The sequence below is a fragment of the Actinomyces sp. HMSC075C01 genome (assembly GCF_001812965.1).
Classification (GTDB): domain Bacteria; phylum Actinomycetota; class Actinomycetes; order Actinomycetales; family Actinomycetaceae; genus Actinomyces; species Actinomyces acetigenes.
This window is the reverse complement of sequence record NZ_KV811010.1, coordinates 1-23,899: the sequence shown is the minus strand read 5'-3', so window position 1 is coordinate 23,899 and position 23,899 is coordinate 1. Positions and strand designations below refer to the sequence as shown.

General features: G+C 69.7%; 23 protein-coding genes. 19 read left to right on the top strand and 4 right to left on the bottom strand.

What is annotated here, in order from left to right; all coding sequences use genetic code 11:
• Positions 1 to 304 precede the first annotated feature (304 nt).
• On the top strand, positions 305 to 1,837 hold the full coding sequence (locus HMPREF2883_RS08830) for an alpha-amylase (protein WP_070661221.1): 1,533 nt from the start codon (positions 305 to 307) through the stop codon (positions 1,835 to 1,837).
• A gap of 110 nt (positions 1,838 to 1,947) precedes the next feature.
• Positions 1,948 to 2,541 carry a DJ-1 family glyoxalase III gene (locus tag HMPREF2883_RS08825; protein ID WP_070661219.1) on the top strand — a complete coding sequence of 198 codons (594 nt, stop codon included), beginning with the start codon at positions 1,948 to 1,950 and terminating at the stop codon, positions 2,539 to 2,541.
• 78 nt (positions 2,542 to 2,619) lie between these two features.
• On the opposite strand, the gene HMPREF2883_RS08820 is transcribed toward HMPREF2883_RS08825, so the two are convergent.
• From HMPREF2883_RS08820 to HMPREF2883_RS08810, 3 genes are all read right to left on the bottom strand, one after another.
• The gene (locus HMPREF2883_RS08820; RefSeq protein WP_070661217.1) at positions 2,620 to 2,982 is read right to left on the bottom strand and encodes an SdpI family protein; all 363 of its coding nucleotides are present in this window, start codon (positions 2,980 to 2,982) and stop codon (positions 2,620 to 2,622) included.
• Between the two features lie 178 nt (positions 2,983 to 3,160).
• A complete protein-coding gene (locus HMPREF2883_RS08815) occupies positions 3,161 to 3,658 on the bottom strand; it encodes a hypothetical protein (protein ID WP_070661214.1) in 498 nt (165 codons plus the stop codon).
• Between the two features lie 80 nt (positions 3,659 to 3,738).
• Positions 3,739 to 5,790, bottom strand: a complete 2,052-nt coding sequence (locus HMPREF2883_RS08810) for a PspC domain-containing protein (RefSeq protein WP_070661211.1) — start codon at positions 5,788 to 5,790, stop codon at positions 3,739 to 3,741.
• 125 nt (positions 5,791 to 5,915) lie between these two features.
• Between HMPREF2883_RS08810 and HMPREF2883_RS08805 the strand changes: the two genes are divergently transcribed.
• The 17 genes from HMPREF2883_RS08805 to HMPREF2883_RS08725 all read left to right on the top strand — a co-directional run bounded on the left by HMPREF2883_RS08805 (position 5,916) and on the right by HMPREF2883_RS08725 (position 22,154).
• Entirely contained in the window at positions 5,916 to 7,283 is a 1,368-nt protein-coding gene (locus HMPREF2883_RS08805) for an ATP-binding protein (RefSeq protein ID WP_371080629.1), read from the top strand.
• A gap of 87 nt (positions 7,284 to 7,370) precedes the next feature.
• On the top strand, positions 7,371 to 8,081 hold the full coding sequence (locus tag HMPREF2883_RS08800) for a response regulator (RefSeq protein ID WP_070661208.1): 711 nt from the start codon (positions 7,371 to 7,373) through the stop codon (positions 8,079 to 8,081).
• A 141-nt stretch (positions 8,082 to 8,222) separates the two neighbouring features.
• Positions 8,223 to 8,987 carry an L-threonylcarbamoyladenylate synthase gene (locus HMPREF2883_RS08795; RefSeq protein WP_070661204.1) on the top strand — a complete coding sequence of 255 codons (765 nt, stop codon included), beginning with the start codon at positions 8,223 to 8,225 and terminating at the stop codon, positions 8,985 to 8,987.
• Positions 8,984 to 10,234, top strand: a complete 1,251-nt coding sequence (locus HMPREF2883_RS08790) for an MraY family glycosyltransferase (protein ID WP_070661517.1) — start codon at positions 8,984 to 8,986, stop codon at positions 10,232 to 10,234. The genes HMPREF2883_RS08795 and HMPREF2883_RS08790 overlap by 4 nt, the downstream gene beginning before the upstream one ends.
• On the top strand, positions 10,231 to 10,692 hold the full coding sequence (locus HMPREF2883_RS08785; RefSeq protein ID WP_070661202.1) for a pseudouridine synthase: 462 nt from the start codon (positions 10,231 to 10,233) through the stop codon (positions 10,690 to 10,692). Before HMPREF2883_RS08790 ends, HMPREF2883_RS08785 begins: the two co-directional genes overlap by 4 nt.
• A gap of 218 nt (positions 10,693 to 10,910) precedes the next feature.
• Positions 10,911 to 11,783, top strand: coding sequence for a F0F1 ATP synthase subunit A (gene atpB, locus HMPREF2883_RS08780; protein WP_070661199.1), 873 nt, complete (start codon positions 10,911 to 10,913; stop codon positions 11,781 to 11,783).
• A gap of 78 nt (positions 11,784 to 11,861) precedes the next feature.
• Positions 11,862 to 12,071 carry an ATP synthase F0 subunit C gene (atpE, locus tag HMPREF2883_RS08775; protein ID WP_009395854.1) on the top strand — a complete coding sequence of 70 codons (210 nt, stop codon included), beginning with the start codon at positions 11,862 to 11,864 and terminating at the stop codon, positions 12,069 to 12,071.
• A complete protein-coding gene (locus HMPREF2883_RS08770; protein WP_070661196.1) occupies positions 12,071 to 12,658 on the top strand; it encodes a F0F1 ATP synthase subunit B in 588 nt (195 codons plus the stop codon). The genes atpE and HMPREF2883_RS08770 overlap by 1 nt, the downstream gene beginning before the upstream one ends.
• A complete protein-coding gene (locus HMPREF2883_RS08765; RefSeq protein ID WP_070661193.1) occupies positions 12,655 to 13,470 on the top strand; it encodes a F0F1 ATP synthase subunit delta in 816 nt (271 codons plus the stop codon). Before HMPREF2883_RS08770 ends, HMPREF2883_RS08765 begins: the two co-directional genes overlap by 4 nt.
• Before the next feature lie 105 nt (positions 13,471 to 13,575).
• Positions 13,576 to 15,207, top strand: a complete 1,632-nt coding sequence (gene atpA, locus HMPREF2883_RS08760) for a F0F1 ATP synthase subunit alpha (protein WP_070661190.1) — start codon at positions 13,576 to 13,578, stop codon at positions 15,205 to 15,207.
• A gap of 1 nt (position 15,208) precedes the next feature.
• Entirely contained in the window at positions 15,209 to 16,156 is a 948-nt protein-coding gene (locus tag HMPREF2883_RS08755; protein WP_070661188.1) for a F0F1 ATP synthase subunit gamma, read from the top strand.
• 93 nt (positions 16,157 to 16,249) lie between these two features.
• Positions 16,250 to 17,686, top strand: a complete 1,437-nt coding sequence (gene atpD, locus HMPREF2883_RS08750) for a F0F1 ATP synthase subunit beta (protein WP_070661183.1) — start codon at positions 16,250 to 16,252, stop codon at positions 17,684 to 17,686.
• Positions 17,687 to 17,738: 52 nt separating this feature from the next.
• On the top strand, positions 17,739 to 18,005 hold the full coding sequence (locus HMPREF2883_RS08745) for a F0F1 ATP synthase subunit delta/epsilon (protein WP_070661180.1): 267 nt from the start codon (positions 17,739 to 17,741) through the stop codon (positions 18,003 to 18,005).
• Between the two features lie 3 nt (positions 18,006 to 18,008).
• Positions 18,009 to 18,425, top strand: coding sequence for a DUF2550 family protein (locus tag HMPREF2883_RS08740; protein ID WP_070661177.1), 417 nt, complete (start codon positions 18,009 to 18,011; stop codon positions 18,423 to 18,425).
• Positions 18,426 to 18,840: 415 nt separating this feature from the next.
• Positions 18,841 to 19,536: an endonuclease NucS gene (gene nucS / locus HMPREF2883_RS08735; protein WP_070661175.1), complete on the top strand. Its 696-nt coding sequence runs from the start codon at positions 18,841 to 18,843 to the stop codon at positions 19,534 to 19,536.
• 10 nt (positions 19,537 to 19,546) lie between these two features.
• Positions 19,547 to 20,803 carry a DNA glycosylase AlkZ-like family protein gene (locus HMPREF2883_RS08730; protein ID WP_070661172.1) on the top strand — a complete coding sequence of 419 codons (1,257 nt, stop codon included), beginning with the start codon at positions 19,547 to 19,549 and terminating at the stop codon, positions 20,801 to 20,803.
• A 115-nt stretch (positions 20,804 to 20,918) separates the two neighbouring features.
• Positions 20,919 to 22,154: an N-acetylglucosamine-6-phosphate deacetylase gene (locus HMPREF2883_RS08725; protein ID WP_176747192.1), complete on the top strand. Its 1,236-nt coding sequence runs from the start codon at positions 20,919 to 20,921 to the stop codon at positions 22,152 to 22,154.
• 120 nt (positions 22,155 to 22,274) lie between these two features.
• Here HMPREF2883_RS08725 and HMPREF2883_RS08720 read toward each other — a convergent pair whose 3' ends face one another.
• Entirely contained in the window at positions 22,275 to 22,799 is a 525-nt protein-coding gene (locus tag HMPREF2883_RS08720; RefSeq protein ID WP_070661167.1) for a mycothiol transferase, read from the bottom strand.
• Positions 22,800 to 23,899: the final 1,100 nt, after the last annotated feature.

Genomic DNA, 23,899 nt, shown 5'->3' with positions numbered 1-23,899 from the left:
CCCCACCCTCGTGCAGTGCATCCAGACGACGCCGACAGACACCACAGTGACCAGGGCACCCCTCCGACAACCGAAGCAGCAGCTCTCCCATCCGGCAGACCCACCCCACCGATGCCTTGAGATGTCATGACATCCGAAACTCTCAGAAGTCATGAGACAACACATGTGCGTGGGGGTGCGCTTTCTTCCGGCCGGGGACGTGCTGCGCGTCGGGGGACAGGTTTCCGGTCCCCGACGGCGTCGAATGCCCCCGGCCGCACCGAAATGCACCCGGCCGCGGGGGAGGACTGGCAGCATCGGAACCGTGACCGAGAACCACGCCCAGCCCAGCCCCGCCAACCCGGACGACGTCGTCAACCCCCTCCTGCTCCAGGCCTTCGCCTGGGATCTGCCCGCCGACTCCACCCACTGGCGCCTCCTGGCGGACAACGCCGCCCTCCTGGCCGACTGCGGGGTGAGCTCGGTGTGGCTCCCACCCGCCTACAAGGGGCAGGCCGGCGTGGAGGATGTCGGCTACGGCGTCTACGACACCTACGACCTGGGTGAGTTCGACCAGAAGGGCACCGCCCCCACCAAGTACGGCACCAAGGAGGACTACCTCGCCGCCATCGAGGCCCTGCACGCGGCCAGCATCAGCGTCGTGGCGGACATCGTCCTCAACCACCGCATGGGCGGGGACGACACCGAGGTCGTGCGCGCCACGCCCGTCGACCCTCACGACCGCACGCGCATCATTGGTGAGACCGAGGAGATCACCGCCTGGACCCGCTACACCTTCCCGGGGCGCGCCGGCGCCTACTCGGACTTCACCTGGGACTGGACCTGCTTCCACGGCACCGACTGGGACGAGGCCCGCCACCAGCAGGGCGTCTGGCTCTTCGAGGGCAAACAGTGGAACGAGAACGTCAACGACGAGCTCGGCAACTACGACTACCTCATGGGCTCCGACGTCCACGTCACCGACCCCGCCGTCAGCGCCGAGATGGACCGCTGGGGGCGCTGGTACGTGGAGACCACCGGCGTCGACGGCCTGCGCCTGGACGCGCTCAAGCACGTCGGCGCCGACTTCTTCGCCCGCTGGCTGCCCGAGCTGCGCCGCGCCACCGGCCGCGCCCTGCCGGCCGTGGGCGAGTACTGGTCCCGCGACGTCGCCGAGCTGGAGGGCTACCTGGAGGCCGTTCCCTTCATGAGCCTGTTCGACGTGCCCCTCCACTTCCACCTGCACGCCGCCTCCACCTCCAACGGCGACGTCGACCTGACCCGCCTCTTCGAGGGCACCCTCGTGGCCGCCGACCCCGCGCGCGCCGTCACCTTCGTGGAGAACCACGACACCCAGCCGGGCCAGTCGCTGGCCTCCACCATCGAGTCCTGGTTCAAGCCCTCGGCCTACGCCCTCATCCTGCTACGCGAGGCTGGAACCCCCTGCGTCTTCTGGGGCGACCTGTTCGGCACCCCCGAGACCGGCGACCTGCCGGCCGTCACCGAGCTGCCGCTACTCATGACCATGCGTCGCGCCCTGGCCCACGGCCCCCAGCACGACGCCCTCGACGACCCCGACGTCGTCGGCTTCACGCGCGAGGGCGACGATGCCCACCCCGGCTCCGGGCTCGCCGTCGTCCTGTCCGACCGCAGGGCCGCCGCCAAACGCCTCCACGTCGGGGCGGGGCACGCCGGCGAGCAGTGGATCTGTGTCCTGGGCGGGCACGATCCGGTCACTATCGGTGGCGACGGCAGCGTGGATCTGCCCGTCTCCGACGGCGGCCTGAGCATCTACGCGCCCAAGACCGCCAAGCCGATCCTGGACAGCGCTGAGCAGCACCTCCTGCGCCAGCGCTGAGGACCGCAGGCAGAGGCGGGGAGCCGCGGTTTCCTTCGCGCCCGACCTTCCGGGCGCGTAAGGTGATGGCGGCAGCCGCACTGACCTGAGCCGACCTTCTTGGAGGAGACATGCCTGCTTTCCATGCGCCCACCGACCAGAGGACCGATAAGGCCGTCGCCGTCTTCATCGCCCCCGGGCTGGAGGAGGTTGAGGCGCTGGCGACCGTGGACATCCTCTTCCGCGCCGGCATCCCCACGACGATGATCTCCGTGACCCCCGAGCGGGCCGTCGTCTCCTCCCACAACATCGTCGTCACCTGCGACCTCACCCTGTCCGAGGCGAACCTGGACGATTACGACATGCTCGTCCTGCCCGGCGGCATCCCCGGCACCCCCAACCTCAAGGCCATCGATCCCCTCATGGCCGCGGTCACCGAGCGGGTGCGCGCCGGCCGGCCCGTGGCCGCGATCTGCGCCGCCCCCTCGATCCTGGCCGAGCTGGGCCTGCTTGAGGGACGCCAGGCGACGTCGAACCCCGGCTTCATGGGCGTGCTCGCCGAGCACGGCGCGCAGGTCAACCAGGCCGCGGTCGTGGCCGACGGCCCCGTCATCACCTCGCGCGGCATGGGCACCGCCATCGACTTCGGCCTGGAGATCGTGCGCCACTACCTGGGCGAGGACGCCGTCGACGACGTCAAGGCCAAGATCGTCTACCAGGGCTGAGCGCTCGTCCCAGACTCCAACCGTCCCCGGCCGGCTCCCTCACCTGCGTCAGTGAGTGGGGGAGCCGACCTATGCGCTCTACGTCAGCTCTGCGGCGCACCTGCGGGCCTGAACGTGAAGGAACGCGATACCGGCAGCCGTCTGAATCAGCATGATGACCAGGGGAATCAGGATCGAGATCGTCTCATGCAGGGCCGCCTGGATGACGAACAGGAGGGCCGAGTCGATGAAGACCACGCCCAGGCCCACAGTCGCCACCGCGCACCGGGCCTGCATCGTGTACCAGTTCTCCTCCGAGCGCAGCGCGATCTCGTAACGCACTCCCGCCCACGAGCTCGGCGGGAGCCTGCGCTGCGCCATCCGGCGCCCCAGCACCACAAGGACGATGCCGGTCACGCTCAGGATCAGGCTCATGACTACGGAGAGTGCTGTCTCAACCATCGATGTCCGTCATCCGTCGCAGTGGTGGAGGTTCTCGGTTCCGGTGAGTTCTCTTTGAATACTACGCCGCGAGGACGCACGTTGGGGTTCGCGAACTCACCGTGGAGGTGCAAGTCGGCGGGCCCTGAGGTGCGTCCTCGCGGCTCGATCGAGGGGGTACGGGGTGAATGTCAGCGGATCAGGGCTTCTTGCTGCTGCGGAGCCCCTTGGGGATGAGGGCGGCGATGACGAGCAGGCCACCCAGGCCCGCCAGGCAGGCGATGGCCGTTGTCGTGAAGTCGAAGCGCAGCCCTAGGCCCGCCGCGATGAGCAGCCCGCCCACCAGGAGCAGAAAGGCCCCCCACAGGAGCGTGGATCCCTTGATGTCCTGGGGTGCCTGCGGCCGGTCCTGCTCAGTGATCGTCCCGGCGCTCCACACCGGGCCGGGCGTCGACGACGCAGGCGCCGAGTCCGCGGACGCCGCCTCCGCACCGGCCTCCTCGGAGGCGGGCAGTGGCATGGTGACCGGCTGAGTCTCCGGTTCAACTGCTGGCTCAGCCAAGGGCTGAGTCACCGGTGGGGCCAGGGGCTGGGTGTCGCCGGCGGTCGGGAAGGGCTTCGTGGTGTCCTCGCCGGTCGTCTCGGTGCTGTTACTGCCGGCGTCGTCGGGCGACGTCGTGGATGAGGTGCTGCTCATGGGGGTCTCCTTGGATGGGTCCGGGACGTGCCCGGGGAAGAGTTCTGATGGCTGAGGCCGGTGCGCAGACGCGGGCGCGATCACCCGGCTGTCGGGCTGGCCGCGGAGGACTGCTTGGTGGGAGCCGGGGACGGTGTCGCAGCCGCCGCCCCGGAGGGGCTCGGGCTCGCACTGGACTGCGCGGCGCCCTGCCCGGACAGGGCCTGCTGCACGCAGGCGTCATATGCGGAGCGCTCCTCGGAGGTGAGCTCGGACAGATCTTGCCAGGTGACATACTGGCTGCGGTTGGCCTGATTCGTGCTCTCGCGGGCCGTGCGGATGCAGGCCTCGGCGTCGCCGGTGGTGATGGCCGGGTGGCTCATGCCCGGAACCGGCAGGGCGCCGTCGTGAGCATTGCTTTTCTCGTCGTACCAGACGTTGACGATCCACACGGACTCCTGGGCGTTGCCGTACCAGAAGACGGTGCCTCGCGATTCCTCCACGTCGATCCTCCCGGTGTCCACCGAGGCGTTGATCATGATCGCCGGCAGCCCGTCCTTGCCGCTGGGTGAGACCAGGGTGGGCGCGATGTTCAGGCCGCCGTGGGAGCTCTTGTAGCGGGAGTCGGCATTGCCGGCCACGTCGTAGGCGCGCAGGTCCTCTTCGTCGGGCTCCATCTGTTTTCCGTCAACGGTCCAGGCCCGGGAGGCCCGGGAGTCGACCGAGCCCATGTCGACGTCGGTCTTCACCGTCACTCGCTGGTTGGGGTCGGTCTTGATACGCAGGGTCCCGACGTCGAGGTGCGCGTTGATCGTGGAGAGCTTTCCGGCCTCCTCGGCCGGCATGCCGCGCAGGTCCAGGGTGAGGTCGCCGACGTCCTTACTGCGGGTGACGCTGCCGCCGCTGGCTGACGACGCCAGCTCCTTCCAGGTCACCGTGGTCGAGCCGAACGTTGCCGAATCCGTGATGACCCCGAAGGGCATGCGGGCCAGGCTCGGAGGGACGACCGAGGCGGTGGCCAGCGCGGGGATCGCAGCGACGAACAGGACCGGCCAGCCCAGCACCGTCATCCAGCCGCCGCGCCGACGACGCAGACCACTGGCGACGATGCCCGCTCCTAGGAGCGCGGCCAGGGTGCCGATGAGGAAGAACTGACCCTGGAGCAGGCCGACGCGGTGGGTCGCCGTGGCATACCAGATACCCGCTCCGGTCAGGAACCCCAGGCCCAGGACCGCCAGCGACAGCGAGGAACCGGGGCCGGGACGGCGTGGGCGCGCCGGCTGATACGGCGGGCGCTGCCGGTAGGAGCGGCTCTGCCAGCTCGGGGCGCCGGAGCCGGGCGCCGAGGAGTCCCAGGCCGATGCGGAGCCCGCCGCGGAGGCGAAGCCCCCGGCCTGACCCGCAGGACCGGCCTGGCTGCCCGGTGCCTGCGCGGCACCGGGCGCCGAGGCATGCCAGGGCTGGGGGCCCTGAGGCCCTCGAGCGGTTTTCCGACTCATACGCCGGTCCTGGGCGCTGCGGATGAGGAAGACGATGGCCAGGACGATCAGCCCCAGCCAGAACAGGGGCCACATGGCGGCGGCGATTCCCACCTCATGGATGTACCAGTTGGGGATGAAACCGCTACCGAATGTCGACATACCGACGATCGTCATTCCGATGGCGCCCGCCAGACCCGCGTTGAAACGGCCGGAGAGGGCCTCCTCCAGGTGGATGCGCCCATCGGACTCCTCGGGCAGGAGGGCCCAGGCCAGTCCGTAGAGGACCAGACCGACACCGGCGAAGAGCGAGAGCACCACCCATGCGCAACGCACCAGGGTGGGGTCCAGGTCGAAGCGGTAGGCCACGCCACCGGCCACACCCGCGATCCAGCGCTCATTGGTGCGCATGAGGCCCGAGCCGCGCAGGGAGTCGAAGAAGCGGTGGGTGGATCCGCCCTGAGGCCCGGACTGAGGGCCGCAGTACTGCTGGAAGGAGGGCGCGGGGCCCGGCTGCGGTCCGTACTGAGGGCCGTACGGCGGACTCTGCTGGGAGTCGCGCTGGGCGCCGTCGGGACCCTGTGTGCTGGAAGGGGTGAAGGATGCGGAGGAGCCAGAGGAATCGGTGCCGGTGGGAGAGTCACCGTCAGACGGGGAGGCAGGCATGTCGTTCATGTCAACAATTCTTCGCGTCCCAGGCCTGCAGCACGATCAGGGGAACCCCTGAATGATCCCGGATTGTCCCCCGAATCCCCCGGAGGGCAATCGGATCGGTGACCCTGACGTGCCACGATGGTGCCATGACGACAGCTCAGCAGTGGGGCGCGCAGCCCGGGCCGACCTCCGGCGGGCCGGCATACTCCTGGAGCCCCCCGCGCCAGCTGCAGCGACGCCCCCCGCTGCGCCGCCTGTCCCACCACCTGGGGCCGGCTCCGGCCGACGTGCCGGCACAGACTGCCCGCATGCGCCGCCCCGCCCGCATCGCCGGCGTCTGCGCAGGACTGAGCCTCCATCTGGGCGTCCCCGTGCGATACGTCCGTGCGGCCATGGTCGTCCTGGCCCTCGGCGGCGGCGCGGGCGCCCTGCTCTACGCCCTGCTGTGGGCGACTCTCCCTGGGGAGAACGGCCCGGCAGGTGCGGATCCCGCATCGGTGGCCTCCCGTGCCCGCCTGGCGGCCCGACTCAGCGGCGGGAAAGGCGCCGCAGAGCGCAGGGCCGACGGCGGAACCGCCCCGGGCCTGTCGCAGACGGTCCTCGACGGCGGTGCACTCCTCCTGGCTGCCCTGTTCCTGGCGTCCTGGCGCTTCGGGCTGCTGGAGCGGATCGGGGCGGTGGGAGTCATCGTCGTCGTCATCGCCGGGGCGGCCCTGGCCTGGTCGCAGATGGACAACCTCGTCGGCCCGGACCGCAACCTGAGCGCTGTTGTGCGGGTCGCGGGCGGGGTGTGCCTGGCCGTCGTCGGCATCCTGGTGTGGGTGGCTGCGGACAGCACCCCCTACAAGCTCATCTCCGGGCTCATCACCGGAGGGGCGCTCGTGGTGGGCATCGGCGTGGTCCTGGCGCCCCTGTGGCTGCGGACCAACCGGGCCCTGGCCGACACCCGCGCCGCCGAGATCCGCGAGGCCGAGCGCGCCGACATCGCCGCCCACCTGCACGACTCCGTCCTCCAGACCCTCACCCTCATCCGTAAGCGCGCCGACGAGCCCGAGACGGTGGCCCGCCTGGCCCGCTCCCAGGAGCGCGAGCTGCGCGCCTGGCTCTACACCGACCGTCCCGCGCCGGGTACCTCCGTGGCCGACGCCTTCACCGACCTGGCCGGTGAGATCGAGGACCGCTACGGCGTGGCCGTTGACGCCGTGTGCGTCGGCGACCGGGCCCCCGACCGCGACACCGAGGTCATCGTCGCCGCCGCCCGCGAGGCCCTGTCCAACGCGGTGCGCCACGGCGCCCCACCGGTCTCCCTCTATGTGGAGGCCGGCGAGGAGGGCCTGGAGGTGTTCGTGCGCGATCACGGCCCCGGCTTCGACCTCGATGCCATCGCCGAGGACCGCCACGGCGTGCGCGAGTCCATCATCGCCCGCATGGAGCGCCACGGCGGCAGCGCCCGGGTGCGCCGCATGTCCACCGGCACCGAGGTGGCGCTGACCCTCCCCGTGCGAACCCCCTGAGCCGTCTATCGTTGCTCCCATCTCCTTCGGGCCCCACTCAAGCCCCTTCATCCTTCATCACCCCCACGTCACCCCCAGGAAGACCCCATGGCTGACACGCCCGCCGCCACCACAGACCACCAGCCGCCCGCTGAGGCGAGCGCGTCCCTGCGGGTCCTGGTCGTCGACGACCACGCCCTGGTCCGCTCCGGGGTGCGCTCCGAGCTGACCTCCCACGCCCCCGACCTGGACGTCATCGCCGAGGCCGACGACGTCGAAGGCGCCATCGCCGCCGTCCACGCCCTGCGGCCTGATGTCGTCCTGCTCGACGTCCACCTGCCCGGCGGCAACGGTGGGGGAGGGGCCGAGGTCGTCGCCTCCTGCCACGACGTCCCCGAGACGCGTTTCCTGGCCCTGAGCGTCTCGGACGCCAGCGACGACGTCGTCGGCGTCATCCGGGCCGGCGCCCGCGGCTACGTCACTAAGGCGATCTCCACCGAGGACCTGGCCCAGGCCGTGCGGCGCGTGGCCGCCGGGGACGCCGCCTTCTCCCCGCGCCTGGCCGGATTCGTCCTGGACGCCTTCGGTGCCGGGGCGGGTGAGGTGGCCGTGGCCGACACCGAGCTCGACCGCCTCTCGGCGCGTGAGCGGGAGGTCATGCGCCTCATCGCCCGCGGCTACACCTACAAGGAGTGCGCCTCCGAGCTGTTCATCTCGGTCAAGACCGTCGAGACCCACGTCTCGGCGGTCCTGCGCAAGCTCCAGCTGTCCAACCGCAACGAGCTCACCCGCTGGGCCGTGGCCCGTCGCATCGTGTAGAGGCGCGACATCGTCCTGGGCTCGTTCCGGGAACGAACCGGGGTCGTGCCGGTGAGCGGCGGCCCGGTCTGGTGACGGTCTGGCATCGCGTCCGGGCCCACACCGTCGCACTGTCCCGCCGCCGACCCGATCCGTGGCAGGATGCGGGACGTGAGCCACCCCCCGCAGCCCTCCGCGAGCACCGCTCATCCCCACCCCGACCCTCTCCGACCTGCCTGTGAGCACCTGCGTGCAGGCGGGCTCGTTATCCTGCCCACGGACACCGTCTACGGCATCGGGTGCAACGCCGCCGACGCCGGGGCGGTCGAACGGCTGCTGGCCGCCAAGGGACGCGGACGCCAGATGCCCCCGCCGGTCCTCGTGGCCGACCCCGCCGACCTGACCGGGATCGTCGCCCAGGTGCCGGAGGCCGCCCGGGCCCTCATGGAGGCCTTCTGGCCGGGCGCACTGACCCTCATCCTGGAGGCCGACGAGACCCTGACCTGGGACCTGGGGGAGACCGGCGGCACCCTCGCCGTGCGTATGCCCGCCCACGAGCTCGCCCTGAACCTCCTGCGCCACAGCGGCCCGCTGGCCGTCACCTCCGCCAACCCCACCGGCGCCCCGCCGGCCACCGACGCCGCCTCCGCCCGGGCCGCCTTCCCCGGCCGGGTCCGGGACCTCGAAGAGCTCGCGCCGGGTAGCGCTGGCTCCGCCCGGTGCGAGGACATCCTGCTGCTCGACGGCGGAGCCACCCCCGGACCGGTTCCCTCCACCATCGTCACCCTCGCCGGGGCGCACGCCCGCGCCCCCCGGATCCTGCGTCAGGGGGTCCTGGCGCAGGAGGACCTGGAACGAGTGGCCGGCCTCGCCCTGTCCGAAGGGACGGCAGGCGCGACGTGCGACAGGGCGGGGGCGGGCGCGTGAAGGTCTACCTCCTGGTCATGGCCATTGCCACCGCGACCACCTACGTGGCCGTGCCGATCATCCGGCACATCGCCCTGGTGGGTAACGCGCTGACCCCCGTGCGGGCCCGTGACGTCCACTCCACGCCCATTCCGCGCCTGGGCGGCGTGGCCATGTTCTTCGGCCTGTTCTCTGCGATCTCCGTGGCCTCTACCATCCCCTACCTCTCCGACGTCATCGACTCCAGCGCCTGGGCGGTGGTCCTGGGGGCGGGACTGGTGTGCCTGCTCGGCGTCGTCGACGACCTGTGGGAGCTGGACTGGATGACCAAGCTCGCCGGCCAGATCCTGGCCGCCGGCGTCATGGCCTGGCAGGGCGTCCAGCTCCTCACCTTCCCCGTGGCGGGGCTGACAATCGGCTCCTCGCGCCTGTCCCTCATCTCCACCGTCATCGTCGTGGTGGCCGCCATCAACGCCGTCAACTTCGTCGACGGGCTCGACGGGCTGGCGGCCGGCATCATCGGGATCGGCTCGACCGCCTTCTTCCTGTACACCTACGTCCTGACCCGCGCCACGAGCCCGGGCTCCTACAGCTCCCTGGCCGCCACCATCGTGGCCGCGCTCATCGGCGTGTGCATGGGCTTCCTGCCCCACAACTTCAACCCCGCCACCATCTTCATGGGCGACTCCGGGGCGATGCAGCTGGGGCTGGTCTCGGCCGCGTCCACCATCATCGTCACCGGGCAGATCGACCCGGGCAGCTTCGACGGCTCGCGCGCCCTGCCGGCCTTCATGCCGATCCTCCTGCCGTTGGCGGTGCTCCTGCTGCCCCTGACCGACATGATCATGGCGATCGTGCGCCGCACCCGGAAGGGACTGAGCCCCACCCACCCCGACCGCATGCACATGCACCACCGGCTCCTGGCCGCTGGGCACTCCCATCGCCGCGCGGTGCTGGTGATGTACCTGTGGGCGGCGGTCGCCTCCTTCCCCGTGGCCGCCATGGCCTTCTTCCCCCTGCCCTGGGTGCTGGCGGGGCTCGCCATCTCGGTGCTGTTCGCCTTCGTCGTCACCGTCGACCTCATGCCCGGGGTGCGCCACGGCCTGCGCTCGGCGCTGCGCCGTCGCCGCGGCCGTCAGGAGCATCGGATCGTCGTCTCCCGCAACGTCTCGGGGACCGGTGAGGTGACGCGCCCGGCCGAGGGGCAGGCGCCGCACGGGACCGCCCTGCAGGCGTCGCCCGGTCCCTCTGAAAGGACACACCAGTGAGCCAGACGCCCCCCGCGAACGCCCGGGCACTGCGCGATGCCTCAGCGCGGCTGCGCCGAGTCCTCGCCGTGGCCGCCGCCGTCATGGTGGCCGGCGAGACCCTGTGGTGCCTGCTTGGCGGAGCCCGCGGCGCCGTGGCTCAGCCGCTGGGCACGCTGCTGGCCGCAGTGGGGACGACGATGCTGCTCCTGGCCGCGAGCTGGTGGTTCCTGGACCGCATGGTCCACTCCGACACGGGGGGCCTGGTGGCCTGGGTAGCAGTCGGGTACCTGGGGAAGATCGCTCTCCTGGCGGTAGGGCTCCTAGGAGGAAGAGCCCTGGGATGCGATACCAGAGTGATTGGAATCTCACTCATTGTGGCGATCCTGGTGGGCATGTTCGCCGAGGCGACCGTCCTGGCACAGGCGCGAATCCTTGCGGTGGAGCCGAAGAAGGATGAGTCTGCGGACCGCCCCTGACTGGCGGGTGGGGCCGTGTGCAGGATGTCGTGACAGTGACGGACCGCGACAAGACGTCCGGTTTGCTTCGTCAGACCCCTGTGAGGCGTTAGCATGATTAGTGGTTAGCGGGCCTGTCAGAACGGGCCTCGAAGCGTGAGAGACATTGGGAGGATCTCCTGTCCACCAACACTGTCACCGAGAACGGCACGGCAGCCGACGATGCCGCCGTGCCGCGGATGGCTGACGCCAAGTCGTTCGTCAAACCGCTGTGGTACTGGGTGCTCCTGATCGTCCTGGTCGCTGTCATCGCACTGACCGCGGTGCCCGCCTTCACTGTCACGGGGGGCCACAAGCTTCAGCAGCCCGGTGCTGAGGACTTCTTCCCCGGGGCGATCTTCGGTGAGGGAACTCTCCTGGAGTTCAACCGGCTCACTCTCGTCCGCGTCGTTATGGGGGTTGCTCTGTGCCTGACGGTGGGCGTGGTCGCCAGCCGGATCAAGATCGTCCCCGGGCGCGGCCAGGCCCTGCTGGAGATCGTCGCCGACTTCGTGCGCAGCAATGTGGCCTTCACGCTTCTGGGCAACAAGAACGGCCGCCGTTTTGCCCCGCTGCTGGGCACCCTCTTCCTGGGCGTGCTCGCCATGAACCTCTCCGGCGTCATCCCGGGCCTCAACATCGCTGCCTCCTCGGTGGTTGCCGTGCCCATGGTGTTCGCGGCCCTGACCTACATCACCTTCATCGGTGCGGGCATCAGGGAACAGGGGGTCGGGCACTTCTTCGCCTCCCAGCTCATGCCGCCGGGCCTGCCCAAGGTGATGTACCTGCTCATCACCCCCATCGAGTTCCTCTCGAACTTCATTGTGCGGCCGGTGACGCTCACCCTGCGTCTGCTGTGCAACATGGTCTCCGGGCACATGCTGCTCGGCATGACCTTCTTCGGCACTACCAGCCTGCTTCTTCACCTCCAGGCCTCCTCGACGCTCAGCCTCCTGACCGGCGCGTCCATGATCGTGGTGACCCTGTTCGAGGTGTTCGTGGCGGTGCTGCAGGCCTACATCTTCACCATCCTCAGTGCCGTCTACATCAAGCTCTCCATCGAGGCTCACTAGACGTCACGGTGCGTCGCCTCAAGCCTCTTTCCACCGCCCCCACCTGCGCCATCCGGCGCCAGAAAGAAGGAACCACATATGACCTCCGCTGCTCTCGCATACGTCGGCTACGGCCTGGCCACGCTCGGCCCGGGCATCGGCATCGGCATCATGGTTGGCAAGACCCAGGAGGGTACGGCCCGTCAGCCCGAGGTGGCCGGGCGCCTGTTCACCAACATGATCATCGGTGCGGGCATGGTCGAGGCCCTGGCCCTCATCGGCTTCGTTATCCCGTTCGTTGTCAAGTGATGCTTCCCCTGGCTGCCGAGGGCGGGCAGGGCGGAGGCACAGCCTTCATCCTGCCTCCGCTCTATGAGATCTTCTGGGCGGCGATCGTCCTCCTGCTCATCCTCCTGGTGGTGGGCCGCTACGCCCTGCCCCGGCTCTACGCCGTGCTGGACGAACGCGCCCAGCGCATCCAGGAGGGCCTCGACCTGGCCGACAAGGCCAAGCAGGACCAGGCCGACGCCGAGAAGCGCGCCGCCCGGCTGGTGGACGAGGCCCGTCGTGAGGCCGCCCGCTTCCGCGACAACGCCCAGGGTGAGGCCAAGGAGATCGTCGCCAAGGCCCGCACCGACGCCCAGGCGGAAGCCGCCGGCATCATCGAGGGCGCCCAGCGTCAGATCCTGGCTGAGAAGCAGGCCGCGCAGATCTCGCTGCGCACCGACGTCGGCATGCTCGCCTCCACCCTGGCCGAGCGCATCGTCGGTGAGCAGCTGAGCGACACCGCCCTGTCCGAGCGGGTCATTGACCGCTTCCTCGACGAGCTCGAGACCATGGAGCCGGTCGAGGGACTCGACACCGGCGCCTCCTCCTCTGCGGAGGCGACGCGGTGAGAACAGGAACTGCCGCCACCCGGCAGACCGTGAGCCAGGCCTGGAGCCCGGTGCTCACGGCTGCGGGCGTCGAGGGCCAGGAGCTGGGTCGCCAGATCCTCGCCCTGGCCCACCAGGTCGCCGTCAACTCGCTGCCCGCTCCGCTGACCGATCCGGGCCGCGAGCCCGAGGACAAGGTGGCCCTGGCCCGCCGGCTCTTCACCGGCACCGTGGACGAGCGCGTCGTCGACCTGCTCAGCGCCATGGTCCACGGCCGCTGGTCCAAGGCAGTCGACCTGGTCTCCGCCCTCCACGACCTGGGCATCGAGGCGATCCTCGCCGGCGCCCACGCAGATGGCTCGGTGGCGGAGATCGAGCAGCAGCTCTTCGAGGTCCACGAGCAGATCGCCGACAACCGTGAGCTGCGCGAGGCCCTGACCCCTTCGCGCCGCACCAGCACCGAGGCCCGGGTCCGCCTGGCCGAGGCCGTCTTCGCCCCCCACATCAGCGCCCCCGCCATGAGCCTGGTGGACTGGTGCATGCGCCACCACGCCGAGGGCGGTCCGCTGCGCAACCTGCGCCGCGTCGTCGAGCTGGCCGCCGAGATGCGCCAGCGCACCATCGTCGACGTCGTCACCGCCATCCCCATGACCTCGGCTCAGGAGGAGCGCCTGCGCACCATCCTGGAGCGCCGCCTGGGCACCAAGGTCGACCTCAACTGCGAGGTCGACTCCGCGGTCATCGGCGGAGTCCGCATCTCGACGAGGAACTACGTCATGGACCGCACCGTGAGCAGCGCCGTCGCCGAGCTGCGCACCCGCCTGGCGGGCTAGCCCGCTGATCGCACGCCGACCCACAACTTCACCACCCCACCCCGCGCCGTCGTCGCTCACGCCCAGCGCCGCCGGCCCCCAGAACGCAACCAGCAAGGAGACGAGATGGCAGAGCTGACCATCAGGCCCGAGGAGATCCGCTCGGCCCTGAACGAGTTCGCCGAGTCCTACAAGCCCGCCGAGGTCGCGGCCGAGGAGGTCGGGCACGTCGTCTTCGCCGCTGACGGCATCGCGCACGTCGAGGGCCTGCCCGGCGTCATGGCCAACGAGCTGCTCACCTTCGAGGACGGCACCGCCGGCCTGGCCATGAACCTCGAGGAGCGCCAGATCGGCGTCGTCGTCCTGGGCTCCTTCGACGGCATTGACGAGGGTCAGGTCGTGCGCCGCACCGGCGAGGTCCTCTCCGTGCCCGTGGGCGACGCCTACCTGGGCCGCGTTGTCGACCCGCTGGGCCGGCCCATCGACGGCCTGGGCGAGATCGAGGCCGAGGGACGCCGTGCCCTGGAGCTCCAGGCCCCCGGCGTCATGGCCCGCAAGTCCGTCCACGAGCCCCTCCAGACCGGGCTCAAAGCCATCGACTCGATGATCCCGATCGGCCGCGGTCAGCGCCAGCTCATCATTGGCGACCGCCAGACCGGAAAGACCGCCATCGCCCTGGACACGATTCTCAACCAGAAGAGCGCCTGGGAGTCCGGCGACCCGAACAAGCAGGTGCGCTGCATCTACGTGGCCACCGGCCAGAAGGGCTCCACCATCGCGGCCGTGCGCGCCACCCTGGAGGAGCGTGGCGCCCTGGAGTACACCACCATCGTGGCCTCCCCGGCCTCCGACCCGGCCGGCTTCAAGTACCTGTCGCCCTACACGGGCTCGGCCATCGGCCAGCACTGGATGTACCAGGGCAAGCACGTCCTCATCGTCTTCGACGACCTGTCCAAGCAGGCCGAGGCCTACCGAGCCGTCTCCCTGCTGCTTCGCCGTCCGCCGGGCCGCGAGGCCTACCCCGGTGACGTCTTCTACCTCCACTCGCGCCTGCTGGAGCGCTGCTCCAAGCTCTCCGACGACCTGGGGGCGGGCTCCATGACCGGGCTGCCGATCATTGAGACCAAGGCCAATGACGTCTCGGCCTACATCCCCACCAACGTCATCTCCATCACCGACGGGCAGATCTTCCTCCAGTCCGACCTGTTCAACGCCGACCAGCGCCCCGCCGTCGACGTCGGTATCTCCGTGTCCCGTGTGGGCGGCGCCGCTCAGGTCAAGGCCATGAAGAAGGTCGCCGGAACCCTCAAGATCACCCTGGCGCAGTACCGCTCCATGCAGGCCTTCGCCATGTTCGCCTCCGACCTGGACGCCGCCACCCGCGCCCAGCTCACCCGCGGTGAGCGTCTCATGGAGCTGCTCAAGCAGCCCCAGTACACGCCCTACCCGGTGGCCGAGCAGGTCGCCAGCGTCTGGGCCGGAACCAAGGGCTACCTCGACGACATCGACGTCTCCGACGTCCTTCCCTTCGAGGCCGCCTTCCTGGACCACCTGCGGCGCAACACCGACATCCTCGACACCATCGAGTCCACCGGGCAGCTCACCGATGAGACCGAGGAGGCCCTGGTCAAGGCCGTCGAGGCCTTCCGGCGCACCTTCCTCTCCGGCGGCCAGATGCTGGGCGCCCAGGTGGCCGAGGCCGAGGAGGAGCCCACCGCGGAGAGGACCACCGAGCAGCTCGTGGTCAAGAGGGGCTGACGTGGCAGGAAACCAGCGCGTCTACAAGCAGCGCATTCGATCGACCCAGACCCTCCAGAAGGTGTTCCGGGCGATGGAGCTCATCGCCTCGTCCCGGATCGGGCAGGCGCGCCGCAACGCGCAGGAGGCCTCGCCCTACGATCACGCCCTGAGCCAGGCGGTGGCCGCACTGGGGACCTACTCCCGCTTTGATGAGCACCCCATCACCCAGAAGCGCACCGACACCAAGCGCGTGGCGATCCTCGTGGTCACCTCCGACCGCGGCATGGCCGGCGCCTACTCGGCCACCATCCTGCGCGAGACCGGCCGCCTCATCGAGGAGCTGGTCAAGGACGGCAAGGAGCCGGTGATCTTCACCTTCGGCCGACGCGCCCATAACTACTTCAGCTTCCGGGACAGGCCGATCGAGTTCTCCTGGACCGGACAGTCGGACCGTCCCAGCGACGAGTCCATCGAGGAGGTCGCCACCGTCCTCCTGGACTACTTCCTCCAGCCGCCCGAGGCCGGTGGCGTGGCCGAGGTCCACATCGTCTTCACCCGCTACGTCTCGATGATCTCCCAGGTCCCCGAGGTGCGTCGAATGCTGCCGCTCAAGGTGGTCGACGTCGAAGGCGCCGGTGAGCTCGACGAAGCCGGCAACGAGGCCCTGGAGAAGGAGCTGGAGGCCGAGCGCGGCAGTTCCATGCCGTTGTATGAGTTCGAGCCCGGGCCCTCCGAGGTGCTTGACGCCCTCCTGACCCGCTACATGGGCTCGCGCATCCGCAACGCCCTGCTGCAGTCGGCCGCCTCCGAGCTGGCCAGCCGCCAGCAGGCCATGCACACGGCCACGGACAACGCCGAGGACCTCATCACCACCTACACCCGCCTGGCCAACGCGGCCCGCCAGGGCGACATCACCCAGGAGATCACTGAGATCGTCTCGGGTGCCGACGCCCTGGGGGCCGAATAGGCCGGACAGCCCCCGACGTCGTCGAGAACCCCACACAGACTCACCTCACCGAGCAGGACCCCTCTCAGCTCTGGAAGATACGGAAGAACGCACATGGCTGACACCACCACTCCCGGGACGGGACGTATCACCCGCATCATCGGCGCCGTCGTCGACGTCGAGTTCCCGCCTGATGCGATCCCGGCGATGTACAACGCCCTCAAGGTGACCGTCCAGGCCACCAGCGCCGGCGAGGAGCCCCACGAGATCACCCTGGAGGTCGCCCAGCACCTGGGTGACAACATCGTGCGCACGATCTCCCTCAAGCCCACCGACGGCCTCGTGCGCGGCTCGCAGGTGCGCGACACCGGAGCGCCGATCTCCGTGCCTGTGGGCGACGTGACCAAGGGCCACGTCTTCAACGTCACCGGCGACGTCCTCAACCTCGCCCCCGGCGAGCAGCTGGAGATCACCGAGCGCTGGCCCATCCACCGCCAGCCCCCGGCCTTTGACCAGCTCGAGTCCAAGGAGCAGATGTTCGAGACCGGCATCAAGGTCATCGACCTGCTCACCCCCTACGTGCAGGGCGGCAAGATCGGCCTGTTCGGGGGCGCCGGCGTGGGCAAGACCGTCCTCATCCAGGAGATGATCCAGCGCGTGGCCCAGAACCACGGTGGTGTCTCCGTGTTCGCCGGCGTGGGGGAGCGCACCCGCGAGGGCAACGACCTCATCGTCGAGATGGGCGAGGCCGGCGTGTTCGACAAGACCGCCCTGGTCTTCGGCCAGATGGACGAGCCGCCGGGCACGCGTCTGCGCGTGGCCCTGTCCGCCCTGACGATGGCCGAGTACTTCCGCGACGTCCAGCACCAGGACGTGCTGCTGTTCATCGACAACATCTTCCGCTTCACCCAGGCCGGCTCCGAGGTCTCCACGCTGCTGGGCCGCATGCCCTCGGCCGTGGGCTACCAGCCCAACCTGGCCGACGAGATGGGCCAGCTCCAGGAGCGCATCACCTCCGCCGGCGGCCACTCCATCACCTCCCTGCAGGCGATCTACGTGCCCGCCGACGACTACACCGACCCGGCGCCGGCCACGACCTTCGCCCACCTGGACGCCACCACCGAGCTCAGCCGTGAGATCGCCTCGCGCGGCATCTACCCGGCCGTGGACCCGCTGACCTCCACCTCGCGCCTCCTGGCCCCCGGCTACGTGGGCCAGGAGCACTACGACGTCGCCACCCGCGTGAAGTCCATCCTCCAGAAGAACAAGGAGCTCCAGGACATTATCGCCATCCTCGGTGTCGACGAGCTCGGCGAGGAGGACAAGGTGACGGTGGCCCGCGCCCGCCGCATCGAGCAGTTCCTGTCCCAGAACACCTACATGGCGGAGAAGTTCACCGGCGTGGCCGGCTCCACCGTGCCGCTGTCGGAGACCATCGAGGCGTTCCGCCGCATCTGCGACGGTGACTACGACCACCTGCCCGAGCAGGCCTTCTTCAACATCGGTGGTATTGAGGACCTAGAGCGTCGCGCCGCCGAGCTCAAGGCCTGAGTCGTTAGGATCCGGGAAGAGCCGGGCGCAGGAAGCAGGAAAGGAGGGGGACATGGCCTTACACGTTGAGGTGGTCTCGCCGGCGGGCGAGGCCTGGACCGGTGAGGCGACGCAGGTCTCCGTGCCCCTGATCAACGGGGAGCTGGGGGTCCTACCCGGCCGCCAACCCCTCGTGGCGGTCCTGGGGGCCGGTCCGGTGCGACTGAGTCCCGTCGACGGCGAGATGCGCAGGATCGAGGTGTCCGGCGGCTTCTGCTCCGTGGACCACGACGTCATCACGATCGCCGCCGACCACGTGAAGCAGGGCGCGGAGGCCTGAGTCATGGGGCAGCACGTGTGGATGGTCGTGGCGATTGCCGTCACCGCCCTCGTGCTGCTGGCAGGCGGGTTCCTGGTGCGTCTGCGCTACCTGGCCGGGCAGGTCGGCTCCTTCGAGTGCGCCCTGCGTCCACGCGGGGCGCAGCGCTGGCTGAGCGGGGTGGCCTCCTTCCAGCTCGACTCCCTGGAGTGGTATCGCCTCGTGTCCTTCTCCACCAGGCCGTCGCGCTCATGGAGCCGCTTGAACCTGGAGCTCTCCGAGGCCCGGCGCCGCCGGGAGCAGGGGCGCGTCGTCGAGGTGCACTGCGTGGACGCCACCCGCAGTCCGGAGGGCTTCGACCTGGCCATGATGGAGGAGTCCCACTCGGCGCTGGTCGCCTGGGTGGAGTCCGCCGCCCCCGAGCAGCCCCGGCTCTTCTGAGACCCGACGTCGGGGCCCGGCGATGAGCGCGGCGGCTGAGGCTGGCCGATGAGCCCGGCGGCCGGATCCGCCGGCGCTGGGGGCCTCCGGGGCGGAGACACAGCCCCTGGCCGGATCGGCGACGTACCTTTCGCCCGAGGACTGCGTTTTCCTCCAGGCAACTGGGGTCCCCTCCCAGTCATCTGGAGGACATCGCAGTCCTCGGTCGAGAAGTACGTTCTCGACGACGGTGCACGGTGCCGCCATCGCCTGACGTAGCGTCCCCGGGCCCCGGGTCACGCCTGAGAAACAGCCCCTGATCTGGTGCGGGTACCGTGCTTGAGTAGGGGAGGGGCGACGAGCGGGTGACACGATGCTCAGGCCCGCTGGCCCCGGCGTCGCGCCGAGCCCGGGCCCGCCCCGCTAGGGTGGACGGGTGCGCCTCGTTATCGCCTCCTGCTCCGTCGACTACTCCGGCCGCCTGGACGCCCACCTGCCCCGGGCCACCCGCGTGCTCATGCTCAAGGCCGACGGCTCGGTCCTCATCCACTCCGACGGCGGCTCCTACAAGCCCCTGAACTGGATGAGCGCCCCGGCCCGCCTGGCCGTCACCGAGCCGGACGAGGAGGCCGCCGCCGACGGCGTGCGCGAGGTCTGGGAGGTCAGCGCCACCAAGACCGACGACCGCCTCGTCATCCGCCTCTTCGAGACCATCTCCGACGTCAGCCACGAGCTGGGCGTGGACCCCGGGCTCACCAAGGACGGCGTCGAGGCCCACCTCCAGGAGCTCCTGGCCGAGCAGATCGAGGTCCTGGGTGCCGGCTACCGCCTGGTGCGCCGCGAGTTCCCCACCGCCATCGGCCCGGTCGACATCATGGCCAAGGACGCCCAGGGCCGCTCCGTGGCCGTGGAGATCAAGCGCGTCGGCGGGATCGACGGCGTCGAGCAGCTCACCCGCTACCTCGAGCTCCTCGACCGCGACCCGCTGCTGACCCCCGTCCAGGGCGTCTTCGCGGCCCAGACCATCAAGCCCCAGGCCCGTGTCCTGGCCGAGGACCGCGGCATCCGCTGCGTCACTCTCGACTACGACGCCATGCGCGGCATGGACGACCCGAGCTCCCGCCTGTTCTAAGGAGCCAGCCGTGCCCGCCGCCCGTGCCTCTTCCGCGCCGCTGCCGACCGAGGTGAGCCTGGCCCGCATCATCTCCCAGGGCCTCATCGTGGCCACCGCCGCGCCCGACGTCGTCGCGGCAGTGGCGCGCCAGCTCGCCATCCAGGGCCAGCAGGTCTCCGCCGTCCCCCACGCCCTGCTCGTGCGCACCCCGGCCGCCACCCCGGCCGACGTCGAGGCCGCCTTCACGCGAGGCGACCTGGTTCGCTCCTGGCCCATGCGCGGCACCGTCCACATCACCACCACCGCCGACCACCACTGGCTGCGGGCCGCCCTCATGCACCGCACCGACACCTGGGTGCGGAACAGCGAGAAGGCTTACGGCGTCGATGCCGCTCTGTGCGAGCGAGCCGCCGAGGTGGCCCTCGGCCTCATCGAGGACCAGGGCCCGCTGACGCGCTCGGTGCTGCTGGCGGCCTGGCAGGAGGCCGGCCTCATGGAGGCCTTCCGCGGCGAGGACGTCTCGGCCTACCGGCGCCGTCACCTCCTGGTGCGCCTTCAGCGCGAGGGGATCCTCGTCCAGGGGCCGCGGTCCGGCAATGAGCACCTCGTCATGGATGCACGCCACCTGCCCGACGCCGACTCCGGGCCCGCCGGAGCCGACGTCGCCCACGGTGGGACCGGCCACCGCGCCGCCTGCGCGCACATCGCCTACCGCTACGCGGCCAGCCACGGCCCGGTCAGCGCCGAGGACCTGGCCCGCTGGACCACGCTGCCCAAGACGCAGGCCGCCCGCGCCCTGGAGGACGCCGTCGAGCTGGGGCGGGAGCCGGCCCCGGCCGCGTCTGAGGGCGCTGATGAGCCGGCCGGGAGCCGTGTCCCGCTCGTGCGCGCGGTCGCCGAGGGCGGGGTGCGCGGAGGCCTGCGCCCGCTCGGCCCCGGTGAGTCGGCCCCGAAGACCGGCCTGCTCTACATGCGCGCCGACCTGCCTGACCTGCTGTCCGCCCACCGCGGCGCCGCACAGGCCACACACTTCCTGGGCTCCTTCGACGAGCTGCACGTGGGCTACAAGGACCGATCCTGCCTCACCGATGACGACGGCGAACGCCTCATCTGCCCGGCGAGCAACGGCATGTTCCGTCCGATCCTGGTCGACCGCGGCCGACTCGTCGCCGTGCGGCCGGTCGGTGAGGGCCTGCTGTGGAAGGGCGGGGCGGCGCCGTCGGCCCGCGTGGAGCGCGACGTCAACCGGGCCGTTGCCCGCATGGAGCAGCGCCTGGCCGGGTGAGTGGAGCGTAGCCGGATCCCGCCCGCGCAGTGTGGGGGAGAAGACGCTCCGAAGGATAAGGAGGTTGTCTGATGTCTGGAGTGGTGACAGAATCCGACTCATGAGCAACGAAGCCATGCAGGTCCGCGCGCTGCGGGGGCGCGTCGTCACCCCCGACCACATCATCGATGACGGGGCGGTCGTCCTGTCGGGATCCCACATCGCGTGGGTCGGGCCCGCTGACCAGGCCGCCCGGGCCGGCTTCGCAGACGCCGTCGAGCAGGCTCAGGTCGCACCGGAGGGCGGCTACCTCCTGCCGGGCCTGGTGGACGTCCACTGCCACGGCGGGGGCGGTGAGTCCTTCCCCAACGCCGAGACCGCCGAGCAGGCCATGGTCTCCGTGCTCGAGCACCGCCGTTTCGGCACCACCTCGCTCGTGGCCTCCTGCGTGACGGCCGCCCCCGAGGTCCTGTGCGCGCGCACCCGGGTCCTGGCGGAGCTGTGCGAGGACGGTGAGCTCGCCGGCATCCACTTCGAGGGGCCCTTCGTCTCGGTGGAGCGCTGCGGCGCCCAGGACCCCACCTACATCATCGACCCCGACGCCGCCCTGACCCGCGAGCTCATCGAGCTCGGCGGCGGGCACGTCGTCACCATGACCATCGCCCCGGAGAAGCCCGGCATCACCGGTGACGACGGCGTCAACGCGGCCCTCATCGAGGGCGGGGCGCTGCCCTCCTTCGGGCACACCGACTCCGAGGCCGCCCCCGTGCGCGCCGCCCTGGCCGACGCCGCCGCCCGCATCGCCGAGCGCCTCGAGTCCGGCAAGCCGGTCCGCTCCCCGCGCTCGACCGCCACCCACCTGTTCAACGGCATGCGCCCCATGCACCACCGCACGCCCGGGCCCGTGCCCGAGTTCCTGGCGGCCGCCCAGCGCGGCGAGTGCGTCCTGGAGATGATCGGCGACGGCGTGCACTTGAACCCGGCCATCGTCCTGGACATGTTCGAGACCCTGGGGCGCGACAACGTCGTCCTGGTCACCGACGCCATGGCCGCGGCCGGCATGGCCGACGGCGACTACGTGCTGGGCTCCCAGCCGGTCACCGTGGCCGACGGCGTCGCCCGCCTCACCGAGGGTGGCGCGATCGCCGGGGGGACCGCCCACCTCATCGACGTCGTGCGCACCACCTGGCAGGGGGGAGTCGACCTGGTCGACGCCGTCTACGCCGCCAGCGTCCAGGGCGCCCAGATCCTCGGCGACCCCTCCGTGGGGGCGCTGCGGGCGGGCCTGTGGGCCGACGTCGTCGTCACCGACGCGGAGCTGCGGCCCGTCACCGTGCTGCGCCGCGGCGAGGCGGTGGAGCACGCCGCCTGATCCTCCCGTACCACCGGCCCACACGGGCCCCAGCAGACTCTTGTCATGTGGGAGCCGTTCGCCCCGACCTGAACCGCCAGCTCGGGGCGAACGCGTAGTGCGGGGCAGGTGATTGCGCGTCTAGCCGGGCAGGCCCAGGAGGCGGCGGGTGTAGACGGCCTGGCCGGAGTGCTGGGCGGCGTCGTCAATGACCGAGGCCAGGCGCACGGCCCGGGTGACTGGTGGGTCCCAGGAGTCGTCGACGATGTCATCGAGCGACTCCGGCGTGAGGGAGCGCAGGTAGGTGGTGGCCAGGGCGTAGGCGTCGTCAAGGTAGGAGAAGAGGAGACCGAGGTCGCCGACGACGACCTGGGCGGCCTGCTCGGGCGTGTGGTGCCAGTCCTCGGTGTCGTCTGGCAGGGGCAGGGCGAAGCGCTCGCGGTGGCCGCCGGTGACCCAGACGGGCTCGACGCCCGCAAGAGGCGCGACCTGGATGTCGAGCTCGCGAGCCGTGTGCCAGGCCAGCCAAGTCAGGGAGTCGATGCGGGGCGCGAGCTCTGGGGTGGGCCGGGTGTTGGCCTGCTCGAGCGTGACACCGTCGAAGGCGCGGTCGAAGCGCTCGCGGGACCGGGACAGGACGTCAATGAGCATCTCAAGAGTCGTCATAAGGTCAGGTTACGTGGCGGGTCTGAACGCATCGGGAGAACCGCGCATCGGGCACTGTCTCGCCTGCACCAGTTTCAGTGGGAGGTGAGCCGCTACGACACCGCGCCGGCGCGCGGTATGAGAGTGACTCGGTTCACCGACCACCTGTTGAGAATTGCTGTTTCGCGTCAATGCTCTCGATAGCATCGTTACATGAGATCTGAACGCGACTTCATGTTGCTGACTCCTCCGGAGCCGGCGGAGGGGGCTTCATTCTTAGGTGTCGCATGGTTTTGATCGTGGGTGGGCGGATTGTGGAAAGATCGGTGATCGAAGTCGTAGGCTCTGGTCTACGTGTTGTCAAAGTTCCGTGGTCGATATTATGTATATGACGTTTGACCAAGTCATCGACTGTGAGCGCGGAGATCGAGTTCGGGCTCGCGAAGTTAGCCTGTTTTTCTACGGCGGCGTTCTCTCGTTAATTCAATCACTGTATCTGTGGTACCTTTTTCTATGGCCTGTTCTCATCGTGTTCTTGACGTTTTGTGTTATGCTACTGGCACAAAATGTCGTGAACGGTTCTGTATTAGAAGATTCCGGTGAGCCTCATCGACGGTGGGTGAGAGCGTCGCCTGAGGGGGCCGACTTCGTTCCGTCGTCAATGCCAGCAGTATTTGAGTGGGCTTGCCATGCAGCGCTTTTTTTGAGTGCCGTATCTGCAATTTGTGTCGGTCAGTATGTTGAAGTTCCTCGCGGACCATACTCCAATGGATTGCTTCTCGGTGTGGCCACAGTTTTCCTCGTGTTAGTGTCGCTCAGTGGGGTGCCTCGATCAACTCCTGGAAGTGCTGCATGGAGGCTCACTCCCGAGGGCCTACTTATCTCCCCATGCAGTCAGTACAGAGCGTTCGTCGGCTGGTCTATGAAGCCTCAGGTGGAGGGGCGGGCTGTCGTCAACTTCCAGGAGTGCGTCGTTGTTAAGGACTCGTGGGGAAGTCGCTACTATCTTCCAATCTCGGGGCTGCCGATGAGCTACGTGCAGTTTCGTCGGCTGCTGAGTTTTTATTCAACGCACCCTAAGCTGCGTCAGGAGATCGCGTCGAGTAAGGGGGTTGAGCGCG

Excerpts from the sequence above, each read along its gene's own strand:
- HMPREF2883_RS08720 (WP_070661167.1), bottom strand. The coding sequence starts at position 22,799 with ATGACGACTCTTGAGATGCTCATTGACGTCCTGTCCCGGTCCCGCGAG.
- HMPREF2883_RS08805 (WP_371080629.1), top strand. The coding sequence starts at position 5,916 with ATGACGACAGCTCAGCAGTGGGGCGCGCAGCCCGGGCCGACCTCCGGC.
- HMPREF2883_RS08820 (WP_070661217.1), bottom strand. The coding sequence starts at position 2,982 with ATGGTTGAGACAGCACTCTCCGTAGTCATGAGCCTGATCCTGAGCGTG.
- atpA (WP_070661190.1), top strand. The coding sequence starts at position 13,576 with ATGGCAGAGCTGACCATCAGGCCCGAGGAGATCCGCTCGGCCCTGAAC.
- HMPREF2883_RS08800 (WP_070661208.1), top strand. The coding sequence starts at position 7,371 with ATGGCTGACACGCCCGCCGCCACCACAGACCACCAGCCGCCCGCTGAG.
- HMPREF2883_RS08825 (WP_070661219.1), top strand. The coding sequence starts at position 1,948 with ATGCCTGCTTTCCATGCGCCCACCGACCAGAGGACCGATAAGGCCGTC.
- HMPREF2883_RS08745 (WP_070661180.1), top strand. The coding sequence starts at position 17,739 with ATGGCCTTACACGTTGAGGTGGTCTCGCCGGCGGGCGAGGCCTGGACC.
- atpB (WP_070661199.1), top strand. The coding sequence starts at position 10,911 with ATGGCTGACGCCAAGTCGTTCGTCAAACCGCTGTGGTACTGGGTGCTC.
- atpD (WP_070661183.1), top strand. The coding sequence starts at position 16,250 with ATGGCTGACACCACCACTCCCGGGACGGGACGTATCACCCGCATCATC.
- HMPREF2883_RS08810 (WP_070661211.1), bottom strand. The coding sequence starts at position 5,790 with ATGAACGACATGCCTGCCTCCCCGTCTGACGGTGACTCTCCCACCGGC.
- HMPREF2883_RS08740 (WP_070661177.1), top strand. The coding sequence starts at position 18,009 with ATGGGGCAGCACGTGTGGATGGTCGTGGCGATTGCCGTCACCGCCCTC.
- HMPREF2883_RS08795 (WP_070661204.1), top strand. The coding sequence starts at position 8,223 with ATGCGGGACGTGAGCCACCCCCCGCAGCCCTCCGCGAGCACCGCTCAT.
- atpE (WP_009395854.1), top strand. The coding sequence starts at position 11,862 with ATGACCTCCGCTGCTCTCGCATACGTCGGCTACGGCCTGGCCACGCTC.
- HMPREF2883_RS08725 (WP_176747192.1), top strand. The coding sequence starts at position 20,919 with ATGCAGGTCCGCGCGCTGCGGGGGCGCGTCGTCACCCCCGACCACATC.
- HMPREF2883_RS08770 (WP_070661196.1), top strand. The coding sequence starts at position 12,071 with ATGCTTCCCCTGGCTGCCGAGGGCGGGCAGGGCGGAGGCACAGCCTTC.
- HMPREF2883_RS08815 (WP_070661214.1), bottom strand. The coding sequence starts at position 3,658 with ATGAGCAGCACCTCATCCACGACGTCGCCCGACGACGCCGGCAGTAAC.